Below are 18,956 nucleotides of genomic sequence, written 5' to 3'. Positions count from 1 at the left end.
CCTGCAGGGTTGATCACGGACGCGGCTTCTTCTCCTGCTCCGGCAGCCGTCCCGCAGCGGCCTCGGCGGCGAACCACGCTGCCGCCTCCTCCTGCCGCGCGCGCTCCTCGCCCAGGGCGATCGGCGCGCGGACGAGCTCGGGGTCGTAGCCGAACGACTCGACGAGCTGCGGGACCACCGGGCGGAGCCGGGCCACGAGCCGGTCGACGTACGCCGACACCGCCCGGGCACGCTGCGCCGACAGGCGTCCGTGCACCAGGTGCCAGTCGAGGTGCTGCTCGACGAGCCCGAGGGCGAAGAGGTCGCGGAGCCAGACGAGCACGCGGCGGGTGTCACCGGGCGCCACGGCCTCGATGGCATCGGTGAACGCGTCCCACTGCATGAGCTCGGCGTGCGCCTTCGCGGCCTCGATGAGCTCGTGCTGCGAGCGGTTGAGGAGCTTCGCGGCCCGCGCCCGGTCCTTGCCGGCCGAGGCGAGGCGCACCCCGATCTCGGACACCATCGTGTCGACACGACCGGCCAGCAGCGCGCGCTGGGTGCGCGGGTCCTGCAGGTCCGTGACGCTCGCCGCGAGCGATCCCCGGTCGACGACCGTCTGCCCGAGTCGACGGATGCCGGACGCGTCGGCCAGCTTCGTCGCTGCCTGCGCAGCGACGAACCGGGCGGTCGAGGCGGCGTCGCGCGGCGCCTTCGCGCGGAAGTCGGTGAGCAGGCGCTTGCCCACGAGCTGCAGCAGGATCGTGTTGTCACCCTCGAAGGTGACGTAGACGTCGAGGTCCGCGCGGAGGCTCGTCAGCCGGTTCTCGGCGAGGAACCCGGCGCCGCCGCACGCCTCGCGGCACTCCTGCAGCGTGTCGAGCGCCGACCAGGTGGACATCGCCTTGAAGGCCGCCGCCTGCGTCTCGAGGTCCTCGCGGCGCTGCGGGGTGTCCTCGCGCCCGCTGAAGACGTCGTCGAAGGTCTGCAGCAGCTTCTCGTGCGCGAACGACTGGGCGAAGACCGTCGCGAGCCGGGGGATCAGTCGGCGCTGGTGACGGCCGTAGTCGAGCAGCACGCCCTCGTCGCCGCCGCCCGTCGGGAACTGCCGGCGTTCGGCGGCGTAGGTCAGCGCGATCTGCAGGCCGACCTTCTGCGCGACCACGGCGGCGCCGTCGAGCGAGACCCGGCCCTGCACGAGGGTGCCGAGCATGGTGAAGAACCGTCGGCCCGGCGACGCGATGGGGGAGGTGTACGTGCCGTCCTCGGCCACGTCGCCGTACCGGTTGAGCAGGTTCGTGCGGGGCACCCGGACGTGGTCGAACCAGAGCCGCCCGTTGTCGATGCCGTTCAGGCCGCCCTTGACGCCGTCGTCCTCGCCACCAACGCCGGGCAGGAACGCACCGTCGCCGTCGCGCAGCGGCACGTAGAACGCGTGCACACCGTGGTCGACGCCCTGCGTCACGAGCTTCGCGAACACGACGGCCGCCCGCCCGTGCAGCGCCGCGTTGCCGATGTAGTCCTTCCAGGCGCCCCGGAACGGCGTGTGCACGACGAACTCCTGCGTGTCCGGGTCGTAGGTCGCCGTCGTCGCGATGCTCTGCACGTCCGAGCCGTGCCCGGTCTCGGTCATCGCGAAGCAGCCGGGCACGTCGAAGCGGATGATCCCCGGCAGGAACTCGCGGTGGTTGCGCTCGGTGCCGAGGTGGTGCACCGCGGACCCGAACAGGCCCCACTGCACGCCGGCCTTGATCTGCAGGGACGGGTCCGCCGTCGTGAGCTCCTCGAACGCCGCGAGGTTCCCGCCGTGGTTCTCCTGGCCGCCGAACTCGGTCGGGTACGGACGCTGGATCGCACCGGCGTCGACGAGCACCCGGAGCTGCTCGAGGACGCGGGCCCGGTGCTCCGCGACCGGCTGCCCCTCGATCTTGTGCAGCCCGGGGTCGCGGGACAGGCGCCGTGAGATGCGCCGGTCCTCGGCCCAGCGGCCGAGCAGGAGCTCCCCGAGCAGCGTGGTGTCGATGCGGACGTCGGTTTCCGTCCCGCCCGTCGGCGTGCCGGCCGCCGGGTCGCCCGTGGCGTCGGCGTTCGGGGCCTCGGTCGTCGAGGTGGGGCGTGCGGGGGCGGTGTCGACCATGGGGGAGCCTTCCTGAACTGCTCTGTCCGTGTTGCACTCCACACGTTAGGCACCTCGGCCGAGTGTTGCTCGAACGCCGTGCGGGCGCACAACGGCAGACCGCGGGGCCGAGCACGGGTGGTGGGAATCCTCCAAGGCCCGCCCGCGGAAGTTTGTACGCGCCCCGCTCCGATTCGGACGAGCGGGGTGCCCCGGGGCACAGTGGACGGATGTCTCGCACCACCCCACCCAGCGCTCCGGCGCAGCAACGCACCTTCTTCGGGCAGCCCTTCGAGCTGTCCACGCCCTTCGCGGTGGAGCTCTGGGAGCGGTTCTCGTTCTACGGCATGCAGGGCATCGTCCTGATCTACATGTACTACACCGTCACGCGCGGCGGCCTCGGCATCGACGAGGGCATCGCCAACGGGATCATGGGCGCGTACGGCGGCGCCGTGTACCTGTTCACGATCATCGGCGCCTGGGTGGCGGACCGGCTCATCGGCGCCGACCGCACCCTCTTCACCAGCGCGGTCGTCGTCATGCTCGGCCACATCGGGCTCGCGCTGATCCCGGGGGTCGCGGGCGTCGGGGTCGGCCTCGTACTCATCGCCCTCGGCTCCGGCGGGCTCAAGGCCACCGCCACGACGATCGTCGGCGGGCTGTACAGCCGCGAAGACCCTCGTCGCGACGCCGGGTTCTCGCTCTACTACCTCGGGGTGAACCTCGGGGCGTTCTTCGGTCCGCTGTTGACCGGGCTGCTGCAGTCCTCGCTCGGGTTCCACTACGGCTTCGGGCTCGCCGCGGTCGGCATGGCGGCCGGGCTCGTGCAGTACGGCATCCGCCGTCGGAAGCTCCCCGACTCGGTCCGGCACGTCACCAACCCGGTCGAGCGTCGCCGCCTGCCGCTCGTCGCCGTGCTCGTCGTCGTCGCGCTCGCGGTCGTCGTGGCCTCGGTGCTCACCGGACTGCTCACGGTGACGAACCTGCCGACGGTCGTCGTCGTGATCGTCATCGTGGCCACCATCGCGTACTTCGTGGTGATCCTGACCAGCGGGATCACCGCCGAGGAGCGTTCCCGGGTGTTCGCCTTCATCCCGCTCTTCATCGCGAGCGCCGTCTTCTGGTCGCTCTACCAGCAGCAGTTCACGGTCGTGACCCAGTACTCGGACCAGCGCCTGGACCGATCGCTCGGCGACTGGGTGATGCCCGTGTCGTGGGTCCAGTCGATCAACCCCGTGTTCATCATCGTGCTGTCCGGTGTCGCCGCCGCGATCTGGACGAAGCTCGGTGACCGCCAGCCCTCCACCCCGACGAAGTTCGCGCTCGGCACCGGGATCATGGGCATCGCGTTCCTGCTCTTCCTGCCGTTCTCGGGCACGGGCGAGAACGGCACGCCGCTGATCGCGCTCGTGGGCATCCTGCTCGTCTTCACGATCGCCGAGCTCCTGCTCTCCCCGGTCGGGCAGTCCGTCGCGACGAAGCTCGCGCCGCCGAAGTTCCAGACCCAGATGGTCGCGCTCTTCTTCCTCTCGGTGTCCCTCGGCACGGCGGCCACCGGGGTGCTCTCGCAGTACTACTCGCCGACGAACGAGGTGCCGTACTTCACCGTCCTCGGCCTGGTCGCCGTGGCGGTCGGGGTCGTGCTGCTCGTCTGCGCGAAGCCCGTCCTGCGCCTCATGCGCGGCATCCGCTAGCCCCGAGCCGCATCCGGTAACCTGGACGCGGCCACGACGGCCACCGCCACACCGGCCCCGCAACCCAAGGAGTCACCAATGCTCGAACTCATCGCAGGCGTCATCATCGGCATCGGCGTGCTCGGTGGCGTGGGCATGTGCATGGCCGTCGCCGCCATGCTGAAGAGCGGCAACGAGGAGTACTAGACCCCGTCCGCGGTGTCCGGCGTGACCGGCACCAACTGACGACCCAGGACGGTCGCGCGCTCGAACGGGCCGCGGCCGTCCTTCGTGTACGCGGGCTCGTCGAAGGCGATGGTCCAGGTGCGCTGCGTCCCACCGAGCTGCACCCCTCCCGGAGCGACGATCACCCCGATCGGCTCGCCCTCCCACTGCTCGCCCCCGCGCTCGAGGTCGACCACCTGCACGAGGGCTCCGATGCCGGGGTCGCCCGGGCGCGCTCCGTCGTCGGGGCGGGGGCTGCGAGCGCGACGTCCGAACATCCGCCCACCGTACCGCGCCCCGCACGGCGATCGGCGGACGCCGGTCCCGCACTCCGCCCCCCGCCTTCTGCCCTCCGCCCTCCGCCCTCCGCCCTCCGCTCGAGCGGGCAGGACACGCCGCCCGCAGGCCGCCGAGCGGGCGGTACCTGTCGGCCGGCGGCCCAGACCGTGACAGATCTCGCCCGCTCGCGCCCGCTCGCACAGGCCGGCGGCGGGCCGGTGGCGGGCAGACGGCGGTGCGGCGGCGGTGCGGCGGGGTCGGCGCCGGCGGCGTCGGACGGGAGGCGCGTGGCGGCGCCGCGCCGCGCCTCCCGTCCGACGAGTGGGCAGGACACGCCGCGTGCAGGCCGCCGAGCGGGCTTGATCCGTCGTCCGCCGGATTCGACTGTGACAGATCTCGCCCGCTCGCGGATGGAGCCCTGGTCACCGCCCCGACCCGCACCCGTCGCCGGCGCCCACCGCGGTCGCACGACGTGCCGTCCGCTCCCGCTCCGGTGGCAGGACCTGCCGTCGCGTCGGGAGGTGAGCGGCAGGTCGTGCGACCAGGACCTGCCTCCGAGTACCCGCCTGCCGCGCCGGCCGACCGGCCGCCGACCGGCCGCAGCGCCGCAGCGCCGCAGCGCCGCGGCGCCTACGCCCGGGCGATCTCCGTGACGGACGAGTGGCCCGTGTCGGGGTGCTTCCGCATCGACAGCAGGCGCTCCATCGACGGCTCGAGTGCGGTGACCTTGTCGAGCGGAGCGCTCACCACGAGCTGGAACCCGAGCCGGAGCCACGCCGTCACGGCGCGCCCGGCGAACTCCGAGTCCGCCTTGATGAACGCCTCGTCGAGGAACACCGGCGCGAACCGGGGCCGCGGCCGGGTCTCGTCGCCGAGCTGGTAGCGCAGCGCCGCACCGACGATGAACGCGACGAGCTCCTGCGTCTCGCCACCCGACTTGTCCCCGAGCGAGGAGTACACGCCGAGGTCGTTGCCCTCGGGGTCGTACCGCACGGCCGTGATCTCCATGTGACGGCGGACGTCGAGCACGGCGTCGCGCTGGGTCGTCCGTCCACGTGTTGCGGCCGGGTCGGGGCGGATGACCGCCATGAACCGACGCAGGCGTCGGAAGCGGGTCTCGAGCACGTCGTCGGTCAGCTCGGTGTCGACCGACGCCGACAGCGCGCGGAGCTCCCGCCGGAAGGCGGTGACGTCCTCGCGGGTGACCCGGCGGATCTGGATCTTCAGGCGGTCCCGGTTCGCACCGAACGGCAGCTCGCGCAGGATCTCGTTGACCGGTTCGAGCCGTTCCTCGATCTCGACGACCGCGCGGTCGAAGGCACCGGCGAGCGGGACGAGGTCCTCGCCGCTCCACTGCGACAGCCGCCGACGCCACTCGCTGCGGCGCGCGTGCAACCCGGTCGCGAGGATCTGGTCGAGGATCGCGTGGTAGTCCGGGTACGACGCGACACCGGTGCCGAGGTTCGGGTCGGGCCAGGCGTCCTGGTACCGCTGGAACGTCAGCGTGAGCGCGGTCGAGGCGGCCGCGGCGCCGTCGAGCGCCTGCGCGAGCCGTTCCTCGAGCCGGCGTCGCAGTCGGCGCGCGGCGTCGTCGAACCCGTCGATGCCGTCCGGGGCGCCGACCTCCTCGAACGTCTCGGCGAGCAGCCGGGACTGCTCGTCGTCCGGCAGCGACTCCGGGGTGTCCTCGAAGCGGGCGAGGATCTCGGCCGCGGCGTCCTGGCCGTCGACGAGCACCGCGTGGCGTTCCTCGAGCCGCGTGACGGAGAGCCGTGCACCGGCTCGACGGTCGGCGGCTTCGTCCAGGGCACGACGGAGCCGGGCGACCGACTCGCGCAGGGTCCGGAGCCCGTCGTCGGCCGCGAGCAGCGCCTGTCGCTCGGCGTCGAGCCGCGCCAGGGACTCGTCGAGCCCGGCGACGTCGATGCCGTCCCAGGTGGTGTCGACGACCTGCTGGTGTGCGGCGCGCAGGGCGTCGAGGGTCGCGATGTCCTGCGCGACGTCGGTGCGTCGGGCCTCGAGCGTCGCGAGGTCCTGCGCGATCGCGGCGAGCTCCCGCTCGACGGAGGCCATCCGGGCCTCGTTCGTGAAGCCGATGACGTTCGACTGGCGTCGGTCGCCGTGCGCGCCGCGACGGCCGTCCCGGAGCTGACCGGACGGGGTCACGCGGCGGCCGCCACCGCCGAGCTCGGCGGCGGAGTCGACGCACCGCGCGTCGATCCGGTCGGACTCGATGCGTTCGCGGACCCAGGTGCTGAACGGGGAGTCCTTGATGGTCAGCTTGCCGGAGACCATCGCCGGGTCGCCGTCGAGGTCGAGGTGCGGGCCGGTGGGCACGCCCTCGAACTGCACGCGGACCGGGAGCTGGAGCGCGTCGATCGCCTCGCTGAAGGACGACAGCTGGTCCTCGTCGACGAGCAGCGTGCGCGCGACGGGTGCCAGCACGGACTCGATGGCCGTCCGCCAGTGCTCCTCGGCCGGGAGCACGTCGAGCAGCTCGGCGACGAACGGCAGCGCGTCGGGGGAGATGCCGGCGGCCCGGGCCATCGCCAACCGCGCCTCGTGCATCGGCAGCGGCATCGCGCCCTGCCGGTGCTCGAGTGAGCGGCGCTCCTGGCGCAGGGTCCGCTCGCGGTCGAGGAGCGGGTACTCCTCGCGCGTCAGGGCGTCCCGACGGTCGTCGAGCTCGGCGCGTGCCGTCGCGTACGACCCGAGGAACGCGTGCGACGCCGCCTGCGCCTCGGTGAACGTGCGCTCGGAGGTGAGCGTCAGTCCGAGCGCGGTGGTGCGCTCCTCGAAGGTCGCGCGCGCCCGGGCGACCGCGTCGCGCTCCCGGGTCCGGCGGTCGATGCGGTCCTCGAGCTGCGCGAGGGCGTTGCCGCCCTGGTCACGGAGGCGTCCCTCCGCCTCGCGGAGCTCGACCTCGACGGCGGCGTGCCGGGCCTCGGTCGCAGCGACGTCGGCCCGGGCTGCGGTGCGCTCGCGCGCGTTGCGTTCGACCTCGGCGTCGAGCAGGGCACGCTTCCGCGATGCCGTCCAGTGCGCGAACGGCGAGACCTCGGCGCCGGTGGCGATGCCGTCCAGGGCGTCCGCTGCGGCCCGCGACCGGGCGATCTCGTCGTGCAGCTCGACGATGGGGGAGAGGATGCGGACCTTGCGCTCCTCGGTGTCCATCGCCTCGTACGCCTCGTCGAGCGCGGAGAAGTGCGCGAGGGCGCGGTCGGCCGCCTCGTACGTCCCCGGGGTCTCGAGCACGAGCGACTTGTAGAGCGCGTCGACCGTGGGCAGGTGCTGCCCGGCCTGGATCCGCGCGAGCAGGCGCATGGCCCGGTTGCCACCACCGGAGTCGCCGATCCCGAGCCGGGTCTGGAGCGTGTACGCGAGCTCCTGGTAGGTGTCCCGCACGACGAGCCCCGGCACACGTCCGGTCAGCTCGAGGTGGTGGAAGCGCGACGGCACGAAGTCCTCGAGCCGGCGGAGGTCGAACGTGTCGTCGACCGTCGCCATGGTCATCTGGATGTCGCCGACGCCCCGCGCCCGCTTCGGCACGAGGTACGCCCGCAGCACCGTGAAGCGCCGCTCGTCGTCGTTCCGGAAGGTCACGGCGACGGCGCCCCAGGTGGTCTGGTCGTCGCCGCGCAGGTTCACGTCGCGCAGGGCGCCCGTCTCCGGGTCGCGGCGGGTGTCCACCTTGCCGCGCAGGTACGTGAGCAGGTTCCGCTGGTCGGCGCTCCGCGCACGCCCGGTGGTCGCGTCGTTCGAGGCGCCGTTGAACGGCACGTCGGACGGCATCATGACGGCCAGGTAGGCGTCCATCAGGGTCGACTTGCCGGTGCCGGAGGCGCCCGAGATCAGCGTCGCGGTCCCGGACAGCTCGACCTGACGGTGGCCGTGGAAGCCGCCCCAGTTGACGACCTGCATCGACTCCGCCCGCCACTGCGCGACGGTGTCGAAGAGCGCCGGCAGGGCGCCGGTGTCGATCGCGGTGTCGGTCATGCGTCCGTCTCGCCTTCGTCGTCGGGGTCGGTCGGCTCGGCCGGGAGGCCCGTCACGGCTCCGTCGGTCGGCGCACCGCCGTCGGTGGTCGCGTCGCGGAGCCACCGGTCCAGTTCGCGGAGCTGCTCCAGGGGGAGCAGGACCTCGACGACACTGGCCACGCGGAAGCGGTCGGGATCGGTCGTGCGGATGAGGATGCGCGCGGTCACGAGTCGCTCGACGGCCTTCGCGACACGGGACTCGTTCCGGGTGCGGTCGGTGGTCGCCGGCAGGAAGCCGGACACGTGCCCGATGATCTCGGACCGGTCGACCACGACCTGGTCGAGGCCCGGCCGGGCGTCCGCGCGGAGGCGCATGCGCAGGTAGACGAGGACGATCGTCTCCTCACGCGTCCACGGCACGTCACGCAGCAGCGTCGGGAAGGCCCGGCGCTGGCTCTCGGACCGTGCCTGGCGCTTCCAGGCGACCTCGCGGTCGCGGTCGACGTGCAGTTCGAGGAAGAGGTCGTTCAGCCGCGACCGGAGCTGGTGCTCACCGTCGGTGATCGCGCGCCACTCGTCGGCGTGCGTCCGCGCGCTCACGTAGGTGTGGCGGAGCAGCGCGACCAGGGCGCGGCGCTGCGGCTCGTCGAGCCGGCCCTCGTCGCCCTCGAAGAGGGCGAAGCTCGACGCGTCGCGTTCCTCGTCCTCGTCGTGACGCTCGTCGAGGACGGGGTCGGAGCCCTCGGGGTCCGTCTCGTCGACGGGAGCCGTCGTGGTGTCGCTCACCGTGCCTCCAGGCCGTTGTCGTCGTCGTGCTGGTCGTCCGCCCCTGCGCCGGTCAGGGACGCCGAGGGCATGTGGAAGGTGACCGTCTCGCCGTCCGGTCGCACCGTGCGGTGCGGGACCAGGTGGGTGGCGGTCTCGAAGTCGTCGTTGCCGGTGAGCAGGTGCGCGAGGCCGAAGAGCTCGACCGGACGGCGCTGCTCGGGCGGCAGCGCGTGGAAGGCCGAGACGCTGTCCGGGGCGCTGCGGAGCGCGGCGCGGAGCTCGGCGAGCAGCGGGCCGCCGTGGCGGCGCAGCGACTCCACGTCGAGTTCCTCGAAGACGTCGTCGTCGGGCTCCTCGATGGGCGGTGGCACCGCCTCGTTGTCGGGGTCGTAGAAGCGCTCGCGCAGGGTGCCGACCTCGGCGGTCGCGGGGAGCAGTCCGAGCGGGACGCGGTCGCGGGCGGACCCCGAGTCGATCCACGCGGCGAGCCCGCGGTTCACCGAGCGGAGCACCGCGTCGAGCTCACGGTCGCGGACGACGTCGTGGGCCACGATCTGGTCGCGGAGCGTCGCGGTGAGCTGGCGTCGCTGGGCGAGCACGTCCTCGATGCCCTGGCGCAGGATGCTGACCGTGTTGCGGAACGCCCGGCGCTCGCCCGCTCCGAGGGACTCGGCGAAGGGGTGCGCGAGGATCGTCGCGATGTCGTCCCGGAGCCGGAGCAGCAGGGCGTCGTCGCGCAGCAGCTCGAACGCGCCCTCGAACGCCCGACCCTCGGGAGTCGCCTGCATGAGGTCGTCCGTCCGGGCCAGGTAGTCGTCGAGGATCTCGCCGATCGGACGGACCTCCTGCCGGAAGTCCTCGACGATCGAGCGGTGCATCGTCGCGACCGCCTCCTCGACCCGCTTGAAGTCGCTGGGCAGCTGCCGGATGAGGTCGGCCACGTTCGTGTAGCCGTCGTGCATCCGGGCGTCGTCGACCTCGGTGACCTCGCCGCGTGCGATCCGGTCGCGTTCGGCCTGCAGCTCCGCGATCTGGGCGTCGATGCGACGGACCTGCACGTCCGGGTCCGGCTCCGCGCTGGCCGCCCAGCGGTGCACGGCCTCGACGATCATCGCCAGGCGGCTCTCGCTGATGAGCGCCCGGTCGGCGCTCAGGGCGTCGACGAGGTTCAGTGCCTCGAGGGCGTGGCTCGTCAGCGAGTACTGCTCGTCGCCGTCGGGGGAGTTCGAGCGGACCAGCCACTGCGCCGCCACCCAGTCGCGACAGAGCGCGCGGCCGTTCGGGCGGGCGTCGGCCTCGTTCTCCCCGTGTTCGCTCGCGGGGACGCGGGCACCGGTGGACTGCAGACGGGCGACGTGCTCCTCGACCTGCAGGTGCATGCGGTCGGCCGGGACGTACTGCACGTCACGGTCGAACACCGTGCGGAACACCGCGATGACGGCGGCGCTCGTCGGGCGGGACATCAGCCGGAGGGTCGGGCGGTCGAGCACCGCGCGCACGCGGGAGAACTCGAGGTCGACGTCGGTCATGGGTCCTTGCTCGCTGGTGTGTCGTGACGGTCCGGGCCGAGGAACGAGAAGAGCCCGACGCGTGTGCGCCGGGCTCTGCTCGGGTGTTCTTCAGGCCCTGAATGGGCACGTGGGCGATACCAGACTCGAACTGATGACCTCTTCGGTGTGAACGAAGCGCGCTACCAACTGCGCCAATCGCCCCCTGCACTTGCGTGCCAGTCGATAGTAGCGGACGTTCGGGCCTGCACCGAACACGGCGCGTCACCCGGGTGTGGCGCGGGTGCCCTCGGTGCCCGTGCGTCGTGCCTGGTGCCTTGTGCGTCGTGCTCGTGCGTGGTGCCTGGTGCGTCGTGCTCGTGCGTGGTGCTCCTGCTCGCGCTCGTGCTGATGCGTGCTGGCGCCGGGTGAGAACGGGCGTACCTGATGGGAACGGGCGTACCTGGTGCTCCGCGACGACCAGGTACGCCCGTTTCCACAGTGCACTGCGGCCGTCATGGGAAAGAACGGGCACTCGAAAAGCCCCGCGATCCGCATGAACGCGGGGGACACGCCCGGTGAACGAGGAGGATTTTGGCGGAAGGCGTCCGGTTCGTATAGAGTTCTTCTCGTCGCCGCGACAGCGGAGAGACAGGAGCGGCCCTCGGGTCGCCGAAATGCGGATGTGGCGCAGTGGTAGCGCATCACCTTGCCAAGGTGAGGGTCGCGAGTTCGAATCTCGTCATCCGCTCGAGTGTGGGAGTCTCCGGACGACCACGACTCACCAGAGGGTATCCCACCGTTCGGGTACTCACGGAGACGTGAACCTCGATGGTGGGGTGGCCGAGAGGCTAGGCAGCGGCCTGCAAAGCCGTCCACGCGGGTTCGAATCCCGTCCCCACCTCCAGCAACACCCTCCAAGATCCTGCACGACCCTGGTCAGCAGATCTCTGGGCGATTGGCGCAGCGGTAGCGCGCTTCCCTGACACGGAAGAGGTCACTGGTTCGATCCCAGTATCGCCCACCATCCGAGAACCCCCGCTCCGGCGGGGGTTTTCTCGTTCCTGCGGTCGGAACACGGGATCCGCGACGACACCCCTCCATCGCCCGTGGCCGTCGCCGAGGTGGTGGCCGTCGTCGGCCGGTCGGGAACGACTACTGGACGATGTGCAGTGCCCTGAGCCGGTCGACGGGGCCGACGGCCCAGCACCGCTTGCCGAGTCCGGAGGCGATGCCTGCTTCGACGTGCGCGGCAGCGCCCGCAGGGAGCACGAGCACGAACTCGTCGGCGGCCCGGAGCGCGGCGAGGTCCTGTTCGAAGCGCTTCCGCACCGCCGTCGAACCGAGCGCAGCGTCATCGGCACCTCCTGGGACCGCGAGGACGGCGGCCTCGTCGTCGTCCTCCGCTCGCACGAAGGTGCCCGGACCACCTTGTACGGTGTCGGTGACGAGGAGGATGCCGTGACCGTGGAACGGGTGCTCGCCGGTCCGTGCGTGGCGTGGCCGGAGGACAGCAGCTTCATCCGAGAGGTCCTGGACCGCACCGGTGACAAGTGGACCGTGCTCGTGATGACCACGCTCGGCGACCGGACCCTGCGCTACTCGGACCTGCTGGCGAGCATCCCCGGCATCTCGCAGCGGATGCTGACCGTGACACTCAAGGCACTCGAGCGCGACGGACTCGTGGTCCGGCAGGCCCCCGCGGAGATGCCGCCCCGGGTGGACTACGGCGTGACCGACCTGGGTCGGTCGTTGCAGGTCGCGGTGATGCAGCTGGCGCAGTGGGCTGCAGAGAACCACGCCGCCGTCGCCGCGAACCGGGCGCTGCACGAGCGGATCGGAGTCGGCCGGGCACGGTCCGTCGACGCGGACACGCACCCGGCCGGATGACCGCATGCGCCTACCCCTCGATGACGATCTCGTGGGTGGAGCGTCCGGTGTGGAGGTCCCAGTAGCGCGGAGCGATCTCGGACGGGGACAGGCTCGGCACGTGGTGGTCCGCGGGCTTGCTGTCGGTCACCCACACCCCGATCGCGACGTGCGCGACGTGGACACCGGTGTCGTCGGCGTCGAGGGCGGCACCGAGGTTGAGCGCCCAGTTGCGCAGCGCCGCACCGCCGACGGTGACGTTGCCGAACATCGGCGCCGGTCGGACCGAGCCCGCGCCGGTGGTGACGATGATCGTGCCGGCGCCGGCTGCACGCATCGCGGGCAGGACCGCCTCGACCGCGGACATCCCGCCGTAGAGGGAGTACTCGATCTGCGGCTGCACGTTGTCCGGGGTGGTCGACCGCACGTCTGCGGGGGCGAGGGCACCACCGGTGGTGTCGGCCGGGGAGTACTCCAGCACGTCGACGGACCCGAAGTGCTCGGTCGCAGCCCCGAGCGCTGCGGTCAGGCTCGGCCGGTCCGTGACGTCAGCGGCGAACCCGGCAGCGGTGATGCCTTCCTCACCGAGCTGCGCGGCGAGCCGGTCGAGCTTCTCCTGGGTGCGGGAGACCAGCGCGACGGAGAAGCCCTCGTGGCCGAACGTCCGGGCGATGGCGAGACCGAGGCCGGGGCCGGCTCCGATGATGGCGATGGTGGGCATGGGCTGCTCCTGTTCTGTTGCGGCCGCGGGCGGCTCGCGGCGGGTTCCTGACGGGTGGGCCTGCGAAGGTGCGTCCGAGGAGTCTGCGTCGCGACGAGAGCCCGTACAAAAGGCACATCGAGGTGCGCACACGTGCGGGTGGGCCCGCACGTCCCGGGCCGATCTGCGTACAGTGGACCCGCAAGGGGGAGCGCATGGGGGACATCCAGTACGACGAAGCGGCGGCGAATGCCGTCGTCAGGGCAGCCAGCGCGGCCGCCGATCGCCTGCGCGGGCAGGGGGCAGCGCGTCGGAGCGCCGCCGAATCAGCCCTGGACGACTTCCGCGGCGCGTACGCGAAGCGCTTCGAGGAGTCGGTGCAGATCGAAGCCGACGACCGGCCGAAGCTCACGTCCGCGCTCGACGACCTCGTCGAACAGGTGACCGAGGCCACCGCTGCAGCGGAGCAGGAACGGCAACGCCGTGAGCAGCTCGCGGCGTGGCAGCTCCGGCAGGACGAGCGGGACCGCCAGGTCGCGGCCGATCCGCTCGGATTGCGCGGGAGTCCGTCGCTCGGTGTCTTCGACTTCAAGCCGTCGGAGACGCCGATCGCTGCGCCGACCATCACTGTGGCATTCTCGGCGCGGGGTCGGACCCGCACCGGTGGCGGGACGGCAGAGGGGACGAGCTCAGCTGTCCCCGGTTCGCTCCGGTCCTTCGCGAGCGACAGCCGCGCCGCAGATCGCGCCGCGGAGGAGAAGCTCACGACGCTGCGGACCGCGTGGCACGGCTTCACCGGGAGCTGTGGCTGGGTGCGCATCGCGAGCGCGTCGTTCTTGGCGGGTGCGGACCGGCTGCTCGACGAGAACCGCGAGGATGCAGCGTGGCTCGAGCGGATCGCCGACGCCTTCGACCGGGCCGGTGGTTCCGGCGAGCTCTCGAACGCGACACTCGACATCGCAGCACCGGCCGACCTGCCTCCGGCGCTGCAGCAGATGCTCGATCCAGACCTGACCGCGAGCGAGGTCGCGGCACTCTGGGCACAGCTCGGATGGTCGTCCTCCCGCAGGCAGGACGTCCGAGCGCTGCCCCTGCCGGTACTCGCTCGCCTCGGTAACCTCGAGGGTGTCGCCTACTGGGCTCGCGACACGGCGAACCGCACCGTGCTCGACGCCCGGATCACCGAGGCTGAGCAGGAGGTGGAGGCGCTGCAGTCGACGATCGCGTACGACAACGGGACGGCTTGGGGTCGGGCGTCGGAGAACCTCGAGGCCCTGCGCGCGATCGAGACCGCGAGTCGACCGAGTGACGAGACGAAGGGGCGGCGATTCGTGATGGCGCTGACCGACGACCGCCCACCGCTGGCTGCTGTCTCGATCGGGGACCTCGACACGGCGCAGAACGTCACGTGGGCCGTTCCCGGAATGGGCACCACCGCGAAGGACATGGTGGGGTGGACCGAGGGTGCGCAACACCTCTACGACGCGCAGGAAGGGCTCGGACCTGCAGACCGGGCCGTCATCGGGTGGATCGGGTACGAGACGCCCCCGCAGCCCGTGATCAGCGGCAAGCTCGACTTCGGCGTGCTCGGGAGCGACTACGCCAAACCGGGCGGTGACAACCTCGCCGCTTCGATCAAGGGTCTCGACGCGGTCCGCGCCGGAGACATGCCGACGACGAACGTGGTCGCGCATTCCTACGGCACGACCGCTTCAGCGTACGGCCTGACTCAGGAGGGCATCCACGTGGACACCTTCACGTCCATCGGTTCAGCCGGGCTGCCGAACTCGGTCGACAACGCGGACGACCTGAACGCCGGCCATGTATACGCCGCTCAGGCACGCGATGTCTGGCTGATCGACCCGGAGAAGGGGGACCAGTGGGCCTGGACCGGTCGCTTGAGCGCCGAGCACGGCCAAGACCCCACGGATCCGGACTTCGACGCCACCGTGTTCGGAGCTGACGGCACCGAGGGCCTCAACCCGGTGGAAGACCACGGAACGCTCACGGAGTCGAAGCGCGGTTATCTCGACCAGAACACCGAATCCCTGCAGAACATCGCCTTCGCGACCACCGGACATCCGGAGGACTTGACGAAGCGCAAGGACCTCGGCCCGACACAGTTCCAGCAGTCCCTTCTGGAGAACCCGCAGTGGACCCTTTGAAACCACACGAACCGGCCCGCGTCAGCGGCAGACTGCGCAACGTCGTCGTCGTGCTGCTGGCGACCACGTCGATCCTGTCAGCATGCAGCGCTGACCCCGGAGGAGAGAGCATGAAACCGTCCGAGGCAAAGAAGTCGATCGTCGATGTGGTCGAGCACACGACGAAGTCGATCGGCGGCGACTGGAACGTGTACAGCGGTCCAGCGGCAGAGAGCTGCGACCGTCCCGGCGCTGGGTCTGGAGCTCGTTGGAGCTACATCGTCGAGCGGAAGGCGCTGGACGGAGTCGACCCGGCCGCTGATGTCGAACGGGTCGAGCAGGCCTGGAAGGATCAGGGTATTGCCGTCGAGCGCTTCGAGAGCGGATCGGCGGATCCCCTCCTCGGCGTTCGAGGTAGCGGGGGCCCGGTGACCTCGATCGGGTTCAACGCCTTCCCTCAGCGCTACAGCGTGACCGGCGAGTCGGTGTGCTTCGACGGGGATGTCGACGATCTCCGCGGCGCGGGCTGACGCGGCCGCACGACGTGACGACGACGCGCACGGGGCGTCTGGCCCGAAGGAGCACCGCAATCGCCGTGGTCGCAGTCTTGTCGACGACACTGACCAGCTGCGCTCGCAGCACAAGTTCTGACGGCGGTAGTGCAAACCCATCGGTTGCCAAGAAGACCGTCGTCGACGTGGTCGAGCGCTCGACCGCCGCGGTCGGCGGCAGTTGGCAGGTCTACCGGGGCCCCGCCGTGGAGCCGTGTGGCGATGCGCCGGAGCGCGTGCGGTACGTCTTCATCATGGAACGAACGGCCGCGGCGGAAGGCCAACAGGCGGACATCGATGCTGTGAAGGACGTTTGGAAGGACGAGGGTATCGAATTCTTCGATACTCGGATCGATGGCGACGACCCCGTACTCGGTATCCGCGGCAAGGGCGGCCCGGTCACTTCGATCGGTTACGACGCGCGCCCGGCCCGGTACAGCATCTCGGGCGTGTCCACCTGCGCGGTAGGTGACGCTTCGCATCTCCGCGACGAGGAGTTCCCGGCTGCCCGGTGACCGGCGTCGCGACGCGGGCTGCGGAACGTCGGACGGCGCGTTCAGCCGGGCGATGTGCTGTCCCGGTGTACGGACACGCGGAGCGCGGCGCGCACCGTGTTGGTACCGCCAACGGAGGGGGAACAGATGAAGGGCGACCAGCGTCGCGATCCAGGCACCGACCGGGACCGGCGGACCTACCGGATCGTCTCCCGCATCGGCTTCACCGCTGCTCCGGCGATGTTCTTCCTGCCGCTCCTCGTCCCGATGTTCTCCGGCGGCTACCGGTCGTGGCCGATCGTCTGCATGACGGCGGCGTTCGCGGTGCTCGTCTCCGCGTCCTCGTTCGCCGCCATGGCGAGCACGCCACCTGACGGGAATCCCGGGGCGCACCAGCTGTGGGCGATCCCGGTCGCCGTCGTCGCCCTGCTGCCCGGGGCGGTCCTCTCCTCCGGGCTGTACCTGACGGTGGTCGCCCTGCTGAGCCAGGCAGCTGCGACAGCGCCGGGCTGACGGAAGACGCCCGCCTGACAGGACACGCCAGCCCGACGACGGGCGCGGACGGTGCTCGTCAGACCGGACGGTAGATCGCGATCGGGGGAGCGGACGGGTCGCCGTCGTCGTGCGCGTCGCCCGTGGCGAGCCAGGTGCGACCCTCGTGCTCGATGGTCGTCGGCAGGTTGCCGTGCACGAGGATGCGGACGGCCGGCGAGTCGCCGTCGATCAGGTCCACACCGTGTGCCTCGGTGCCACCGGGGTTGTCGTGCACGTAGCTCATGCCCCGAGTGAACCCGGTCGGCCTGGGAGTCCGGGACCGTCCGGCCGCTCGCAGGGTTCGGGTCGCCGCGATCGGCCGGACGAGGGGTGGGTGGCCCCCGGCGCCCTGCCCGGACGGACTCGGGGCACCGAGGAAGCATCCGGAGCCGACGGCGGCTCGGATCGGTCGGCGCCCGAGGCTTGCGGTTTCCCGCAATCCCGCACCCGACGGCGATCGACGGTGCGTGCGACGCGCCCGGCTGCGCCGTGGATCTCGGTCGCGGGAACGGTTCGGGGTAGAGTGTGGGTGTACGCGGATGTGGCGCAGTGGTAGCGCATCACCTTGCCAAGGTGAGGGTCGCGAGTTCGAATCTCGTCATCCGCTCGGAACACGAAGGCCCTGGTCACCGACCAGGGCCTTCGTCGTCTCAGGCCCGGTCTCCTCGGAGAACCGGGACGACCAGGACTGTCACGCGCCGCCGAAGCGCTCTGCTCGGACGTCGGACAGGTCGTGGCCGAGCTCGCCGAGCCACCGCAGCACCTGCTCGACGAACGGCGTCGACCCGCAGACGTACACGAGCGCTCCGGACCCGGGCGGCAGGACGGCCCGGTCGAGTCGCTCCCGTGTGAGACGCCCCACGGGTTCGTCGGACCCCTCCGGAGCGCGCCGGCTGTACACGTGCGTGACCTCGAGCGGCGCGGCCGCGCGCAGGGCGTCCGCGAGCTCCTCGCGGAAGAACACGTCCTCCGGCGTGCGGGTGGCGTACAGCAACCGGAACGGCGTCCGGTCGGCAGCCTCGGCGTGCGCGGTGACCATCGGGAGCAGCGGGACGATGCCCGACCCGCCGGCGATCAGCTGCACGGGCCTCGTCGACGCGCCGGGTCGCCACACGAACCACCCGCCGAGGGGCCCGTGCACGTCGAGGCCGTCGCCGACCTCGATCGCGTCGACCAGGAACGGGGAGACCTCGCCGCCCTCGACCCGGTCGACCGCGAGCGTCACCCGGGTGCCCGCACCGGACGAGGCGATCGAGTAGGAGCGCGACGCCTGGTAGCCGTCCTCGGCGGTGAGGCGCAGGTCGAGGTGCTGCCCCGGGTCGTTGCCCGGCCAGGTCGGGACGTCGAGGACGATGCGGCGCGCGACCGGGGTCTCCGGTGCGACGGAGGCGACCGTGGCGGCGTGCCAGGCCGGCCGTCTGCGGGCGGGGGCCGACGCGCTCGGGGCGGTCCGCGCCTCCAGGCCGTCGACGGGGGAGGGACCGCTCACCAGTACCGCTCCTCCTTCCAGGGGTCGCCGTGCATGTTGTAGCCGGCGTTCTCCCAGAAGCCCGGCTCGTCCTCGGCCTGCATGACGATGCCGCGCACCCACTTCGCGCTCTTCCAGAAGTACAGGTGGGGCACGAGCAGGCGGGCCGGGCCACCGTGCTCGGGGGTGAGGGGCGCGCCGTCGGCCTCGAAGGCGATCCACGACCGTCCACCGAGCAGCTCGGCGCGTGGCACGTTCGTCGTGTAGCCCCCGAAGCTGTGCACCGTGCAGAAGTCGAGCGAGGTCTCGACGTCCGCGAACAGGCGGTCGAGGGAGACGCCACGCCAGGGCATGTCGAGCTTCGTCCAGTGGGTGACGCAGTGGATGTCGACGGTGATGTCCTCGACGCCGAGGGCGTGCACCTCGTCCCAGGTCCAGGTGCGGAGCCCCGTCTCGGTGCGGACGGAGAAGCTCCAGTCGGCCGGCTCGATGTCGGGGGTGGCCCCGGCGGAGAGCACCGGCCAGTCGCGCACGAGGGTCTGTCCGGGCGGGATGCGCGGGTCGTCGCGGTCGTCGCGGCGGCCGCCGAAGCCCCGGGTGAACGTCGCCATGGAAGCTCCTCGTCTCGGTGCGGCGGCTTCCCGCCGTCCCGCTCGGTCCGGCGCTCCCGCGGACCCGCCGTGTAACGGATCGGT

At 71.6% G+C, this 18,956-nt stretch carries 16 protein-coding genes and 5 tRNA genes; 10 read left to right on the top strand and 11 right to left on the bottom strand.

Annotated features, from left to right (window positions below; genetic code table 11):
- Positions 1 to 13 precede the first annotated feature (13 nt).
- A complete protein-coding gene (locus tag M3677_RS08415; protein WP_251160243.1) occupies positions 14 to 2,113 on the bottom strand; it encodes an acyl-CoA dehydrogenase in 2,100 nt (699 codons plus the stop codon).
- Between the two features lie 209 nt (positions 2,114 to 2,322).
- Here M3677_RS08415 and M3677_RS08410 point away from each other — a divergent pair, with 209 nt between their 5' ends.
- Positions 2,323 to 3,786, top strand: a complete 1,464-nt coding sequence (locus M3677_RS08410) for a peptide MFS transporter (RefSeq protein ID WP_251160242.1) — start codon at positions 2,323 to 2,325, stop codon at positions 3,784 to 3,786.
- 182 nt (positions 3,787 to 3,968) lie between these two features.
- Here M3677_RS08410 and M3677_RS08405 read toward each other — a convergent pair whose 3' ends face one another.
- From M3677_RS08405 to M3677_RS08385, 5 genes are all read right to left on the bottom strand, one after another.
- Positions 3,969 to 4,268: a hypothetical protein gene (locus M3677_RS08405; RefSeq protein ID WP_251160241.1), complete on the bottom strand. Its 300-nt coding sequence runs from the start codon at positions 4,266 to 4,268 to the stop codon at positions 3,969 to 3,971.
- Positions 4,269 to 4,899: 631 nt separating this feature from the next.
- Complete coding sequence (locus M3677_RS08400) at positions 4,900 to 8,265, bottom strand: ATP-binding protein (RefSeq protein WP_251160240.1); 3,366 nt, start codon at positions 8,263 to 8,265, stop codon at positions 4,900 to 4,902.
- Positions 8,262 to 9,032 carry a DUF4194 domain-containing protein gene (locus M3677_RS08395; protein ID WP_251160239.1) on the bottom strand — a complete coding sequence of 257 codons (771 nt, stop codon included), beginning with the start codon at positions 9,030 to 9,032 and terminating at the stop codon, positions 8,262 to 8,264. The genes M3677_RS08400 and M3677_RS08395 overlap by 4 nt, the downstream gene beginning before the upstream one ends.
- Complete coding sequence (locus M3677_RS08390; RefSeq protein WP_251160238.1) at positions 9,029 to 10,543, bottom strand: DUF3375 family protein; 1,515 nt, start codon at positions 10,541 to 10,543, stop codon at positions 9,029 to 9,031. The genes M3677_RS08395 and M3677_RS08390 overlap by 4 nt, the downstream gene beginning before the upstream one ends.
- Positions 10,544 to 10,653: 110 nt before the next feature.
- A tRNA-Val gene (locus tag M3677_RS08385) sits at positions 10,654 to 10,726 on the bottom strand.
- A gap of 454 nt (positions 10,727 to 11,180) precedes the next feature.
- Here M3677_RS08385 and M3677_RS08380 point away from each other — a divergent pair.
- The 3 genes from M3677_RS08380 (at position 11,181) to M3677_RS08370 (ending at position 11,528) form a co-directional block, all read left to right on the top strand.
- Positions 11,181 to 11,252 (top strand) — tRNA-Gly (locus M3677_RS08380).
- Positions 11,253 to 11,334: 82 nt separating this feature from the next.
- Positions 11,335 to 11,408 (top strand) — tRNA-Cys (locus M3677_RS08375).
- Positions 11,409 to 11,453: 45 nt separating this feature from the next.
- A tRNA-Val gene (locus M3677_RS08370) sits at positions 11,454 to 11,528 on the top strand.
- A gap of 128 nt (positions 11,529 to 11,656) precedes the next feature.
- Here M3677_RS08370 and M3677_RS08365 read toward each other — a convergent pair.
- The gene (locus M3677_RS08365) at positions 11,657 to 11,914 is read right to left on the bottom strand and encodes a hypothetical protein (RefSeq protein ID WP_209682684.1); all 258 of its coding nucleotides are present in this window, start codon (positions 11,912 to 11,914) and stop codon (positions 11,657 to 11,659) included.
- Positions 11,915 to 11,962: 48 nt separating this feature from the next.
- Between M3677_RS08365 and M3677_RS08360 the strand changes: the two genes are divergently transcribed.
- Positions 11,963 to 12,391, top strand: a complete 429-nt coding sequence (locus tag M3677_RS08360) for a helix-turn-helix domain-containing protein (protein WP_209682681.1) — start codon at positions 11,963 to 11,965, stop codon at positions 12,389 to 12,391.
- A gap of 10 nt (positions 12,392 to 12,401) precedes the next feature.
- Here M3677_RS08360 and M3677_RS08355 read toward each other — a convergent pair whose 3' ends face one another.
- On the bottom strand, positions 12,402 to 13,091 hold the full coding sequence (locus M3677_RS08355; RefSeq protein WP_209682678.1) for an SDR family oxidoreductase: 690 nt from the start codon (positions 13,089 to 13,091) through the stop codon (positions 12,402 to 12,404).
- A 194-nt stretch (positions 13,092 to 13,285) separates the two neighbouring features.
- Between M3677_RS08355 and M3677_RS08350 the strand changes: the two genes are divergently transcribed.
- The 4 genes from M3677_RS08350 to M3677_RS08335 all read left to right on the top strand — a co-directional run bounded on the left by M3677_RS08350 (position 13,286) and on the right by M3677_RS08335 (position 16,772).
- Positions 13,286 to 15,235: an alpha/beta hydrolase gene (locus tag M3677_RS08350; protein ID WP_209682675.1), complete on the top strand. Its 1,950-nt coding sequence runs from the start codon at positions 13,286 to 13,288 to the stop codon at positions 15,233 to 15,235.
- 110 nt (positions 15,236 to 15,345) lie between these two features.
- Positions 15,346 to 15,744 (top strand): hypothetical protein, encoded by a 399-nt coding sequence (locus tag M3677_RS08345; RefSeq protein WP_251160237.1) that lies wholly within the window; start codon positions 15,346 to 15,348, stop codon positions 15,742 to 15,744.
- A gap of 167 nt (positions 15,745 to 15,911) precedes the next feature.
- On the top strand, positions 15,912 to 16,280 hold the full coding sequence (locus M3677_RS08340; protein WP_251160236.1) for a hypothetical protein: 369 nt from the start codon (positions 15,912 to 15,914) through the stop codon (positions 16,278 to 16,280).
- Between the two features lie 126 nt (positions 16,281 to 16,406).
- Positions 16,407 to 16,772 carry a hypothetical protein gene (locus tag M3677_RS08335; protein ID WP_209682666.1) on the top strand — a complete coding sequence of 122 codons (366 nt, stop codon included), beginning with the start codon at positions 16,407 to 16,409 and terminating at the stop codon, positions 16,770 to 16,772.
- 58 nt (positions 16,773 to 16,830) lie between these two features.
- Here the strand turns inward: M3677_RS08335 and M3677_RS08330 are convergent, their stop codons facing one another.
- Positions 16,831 to 17,037 carry a hypothetical protein gene (locus M3677_RS08330; RefSeq protein WP_066654223.1) on the bottom strand — a complete coding sequence of 69 codons (207 nt, stop codon included), beginning with the start codon at positions 17,035 to 17,037 and terminating at the stop codon, positions 16,831 to 16,833.
- 291 nt (positions 17,038 to 17,328) lie between these two features.
- Here M3677_RS08330 and M3677_RS08325 point away from each other — a divergent pair.
- A tRNA-Gly gene (locus M3677_RS08325) sits at positions 17,329 to 17,400 on the top strand.
- An 84-nt stretch (positions 17,401 to 17,484) separates the two neighbouring features.
- On the opposite strand, the gene M3677_RS08320 is transcribed toward M3677_RS08325, so the two are convergent.
- Complete coding sequence (locus tag M3677_RS08320; RefSeq protein WP_251160235.1) at positions 17,485 to 18,282, bottom strand: FAD-binding oxidoreductase; 798 nt, start codon at positions 18,280 to 18,282, stop codon at positions 17,485 to 17,487.
- Positions 18,279 to 18,872 (bottom strand): molybdopterin-dependent oxidoreductase, encoded by a 594-nt coding sequence (locus tag M3677_RS08315; RefSeq protein ID WP_251160234.1) that lies wholly within the window; start codon positions 18,870 to 18,872, stop codon positions 18,279 to 18,281. Before M3677_RS08315 ends, M3677_RS08320 begins: the two co-directional genes overlap by 4 nt.
- Positions 18,873 to 18,956: the final 84 nt, after the last annotated feature.

Source organism: Curtobacterium sp. P97 (genome assembly GCF_023712445.1).
Lineage (GTDB): Bacteria > Actinomycetota > Actinomycetes > Actinomycetales > Microbacteriaceae > Curtobacterium.
The sequence above is the reverse complement of the archived record's forward strand: the minus strand, read 5'-3'. Positions and strand labels throughout refer to the sequence as shown.

Bases quoted from the DNA above. Each gene is read 5' to 3' on its own strand.
- M3677_RS08400 (WP_251160240.1), bottom strand. From the start codon at position 8,265: ATGACCGACACCGCGATCGACACCGGCGCCCTGCCGGCGCTCTTCGAC.
- M3677_RS08330 (WP_066654223.1), bottom strand. From the start codon at position 17,037: ATGAGCTACGTGCACGACAACCCCGGTGGCACCGAGGCACACGGTGTG.
- M3677_RS08335 (WP_209682666.1), top strand. From the start codon at position 16,407: ATGAAGGGCGACCAGCGTCGCGATCCAGGCACCGACCGGGACCGGCGG.
- M3677_RS08350 (WP_209682675.1), top strand. From the start codon at position 13,286: ATGGGGGACATCCAGTACGACGAAGCGGCGGCGAATGCCGTCGTCAGG.
- M3677_RS08390 (WP_251160238.1), bottom strand. From the start codon at position 10,543: ATGACCGACGTCGACCTCGAGTTCTCCCGCGTGCGCGCGGTGCTCGAC.
- M3677_RS08415 (WP_251160243.1), bottom strand. From the start codon at position 2,113: ATGGTCGACACCGCCCCCGCACGCCCCACCTCGACGACCGAGGCCCCG.
- M3677_RS08405 (WP_251160241.1), bottom strand. From the start codon at position 4,268: ATGTTCGGACGTCGCGCTCGCAGCCCCCGCCCCGACGACGGAGCGCGC.
- M3677_RS08345 (WP_251160237.1), top strand. From the start codon at position 15,346: ATGAAACCGTCCGAGGCAAAGAAGTCGATCGTCGATGTGGTCGAGCAC.
- M3677_RS08315 (WP_251160234.1), bottom strand. From the start codon at position 18,872: ATGGCGACGTTCACCCGGGGCTTCGGCGGCCGCCGCGACGACCGCGAC.
- M3677_RS08355 (WP_209682678.1), bottom strand. From the start codon at position 13,091: ATGCCCACCATCGCCATCATCGGAGCCGGCCCCGGCCTCGGTCTCGCC.
- M3677_RS08410 (WP_251160242.1), top strand. From the start codon at position 2,323: ATGTCTCGCACCACCCCACCCAGCGCTCCGGCGCAGCAACGCACCTTC.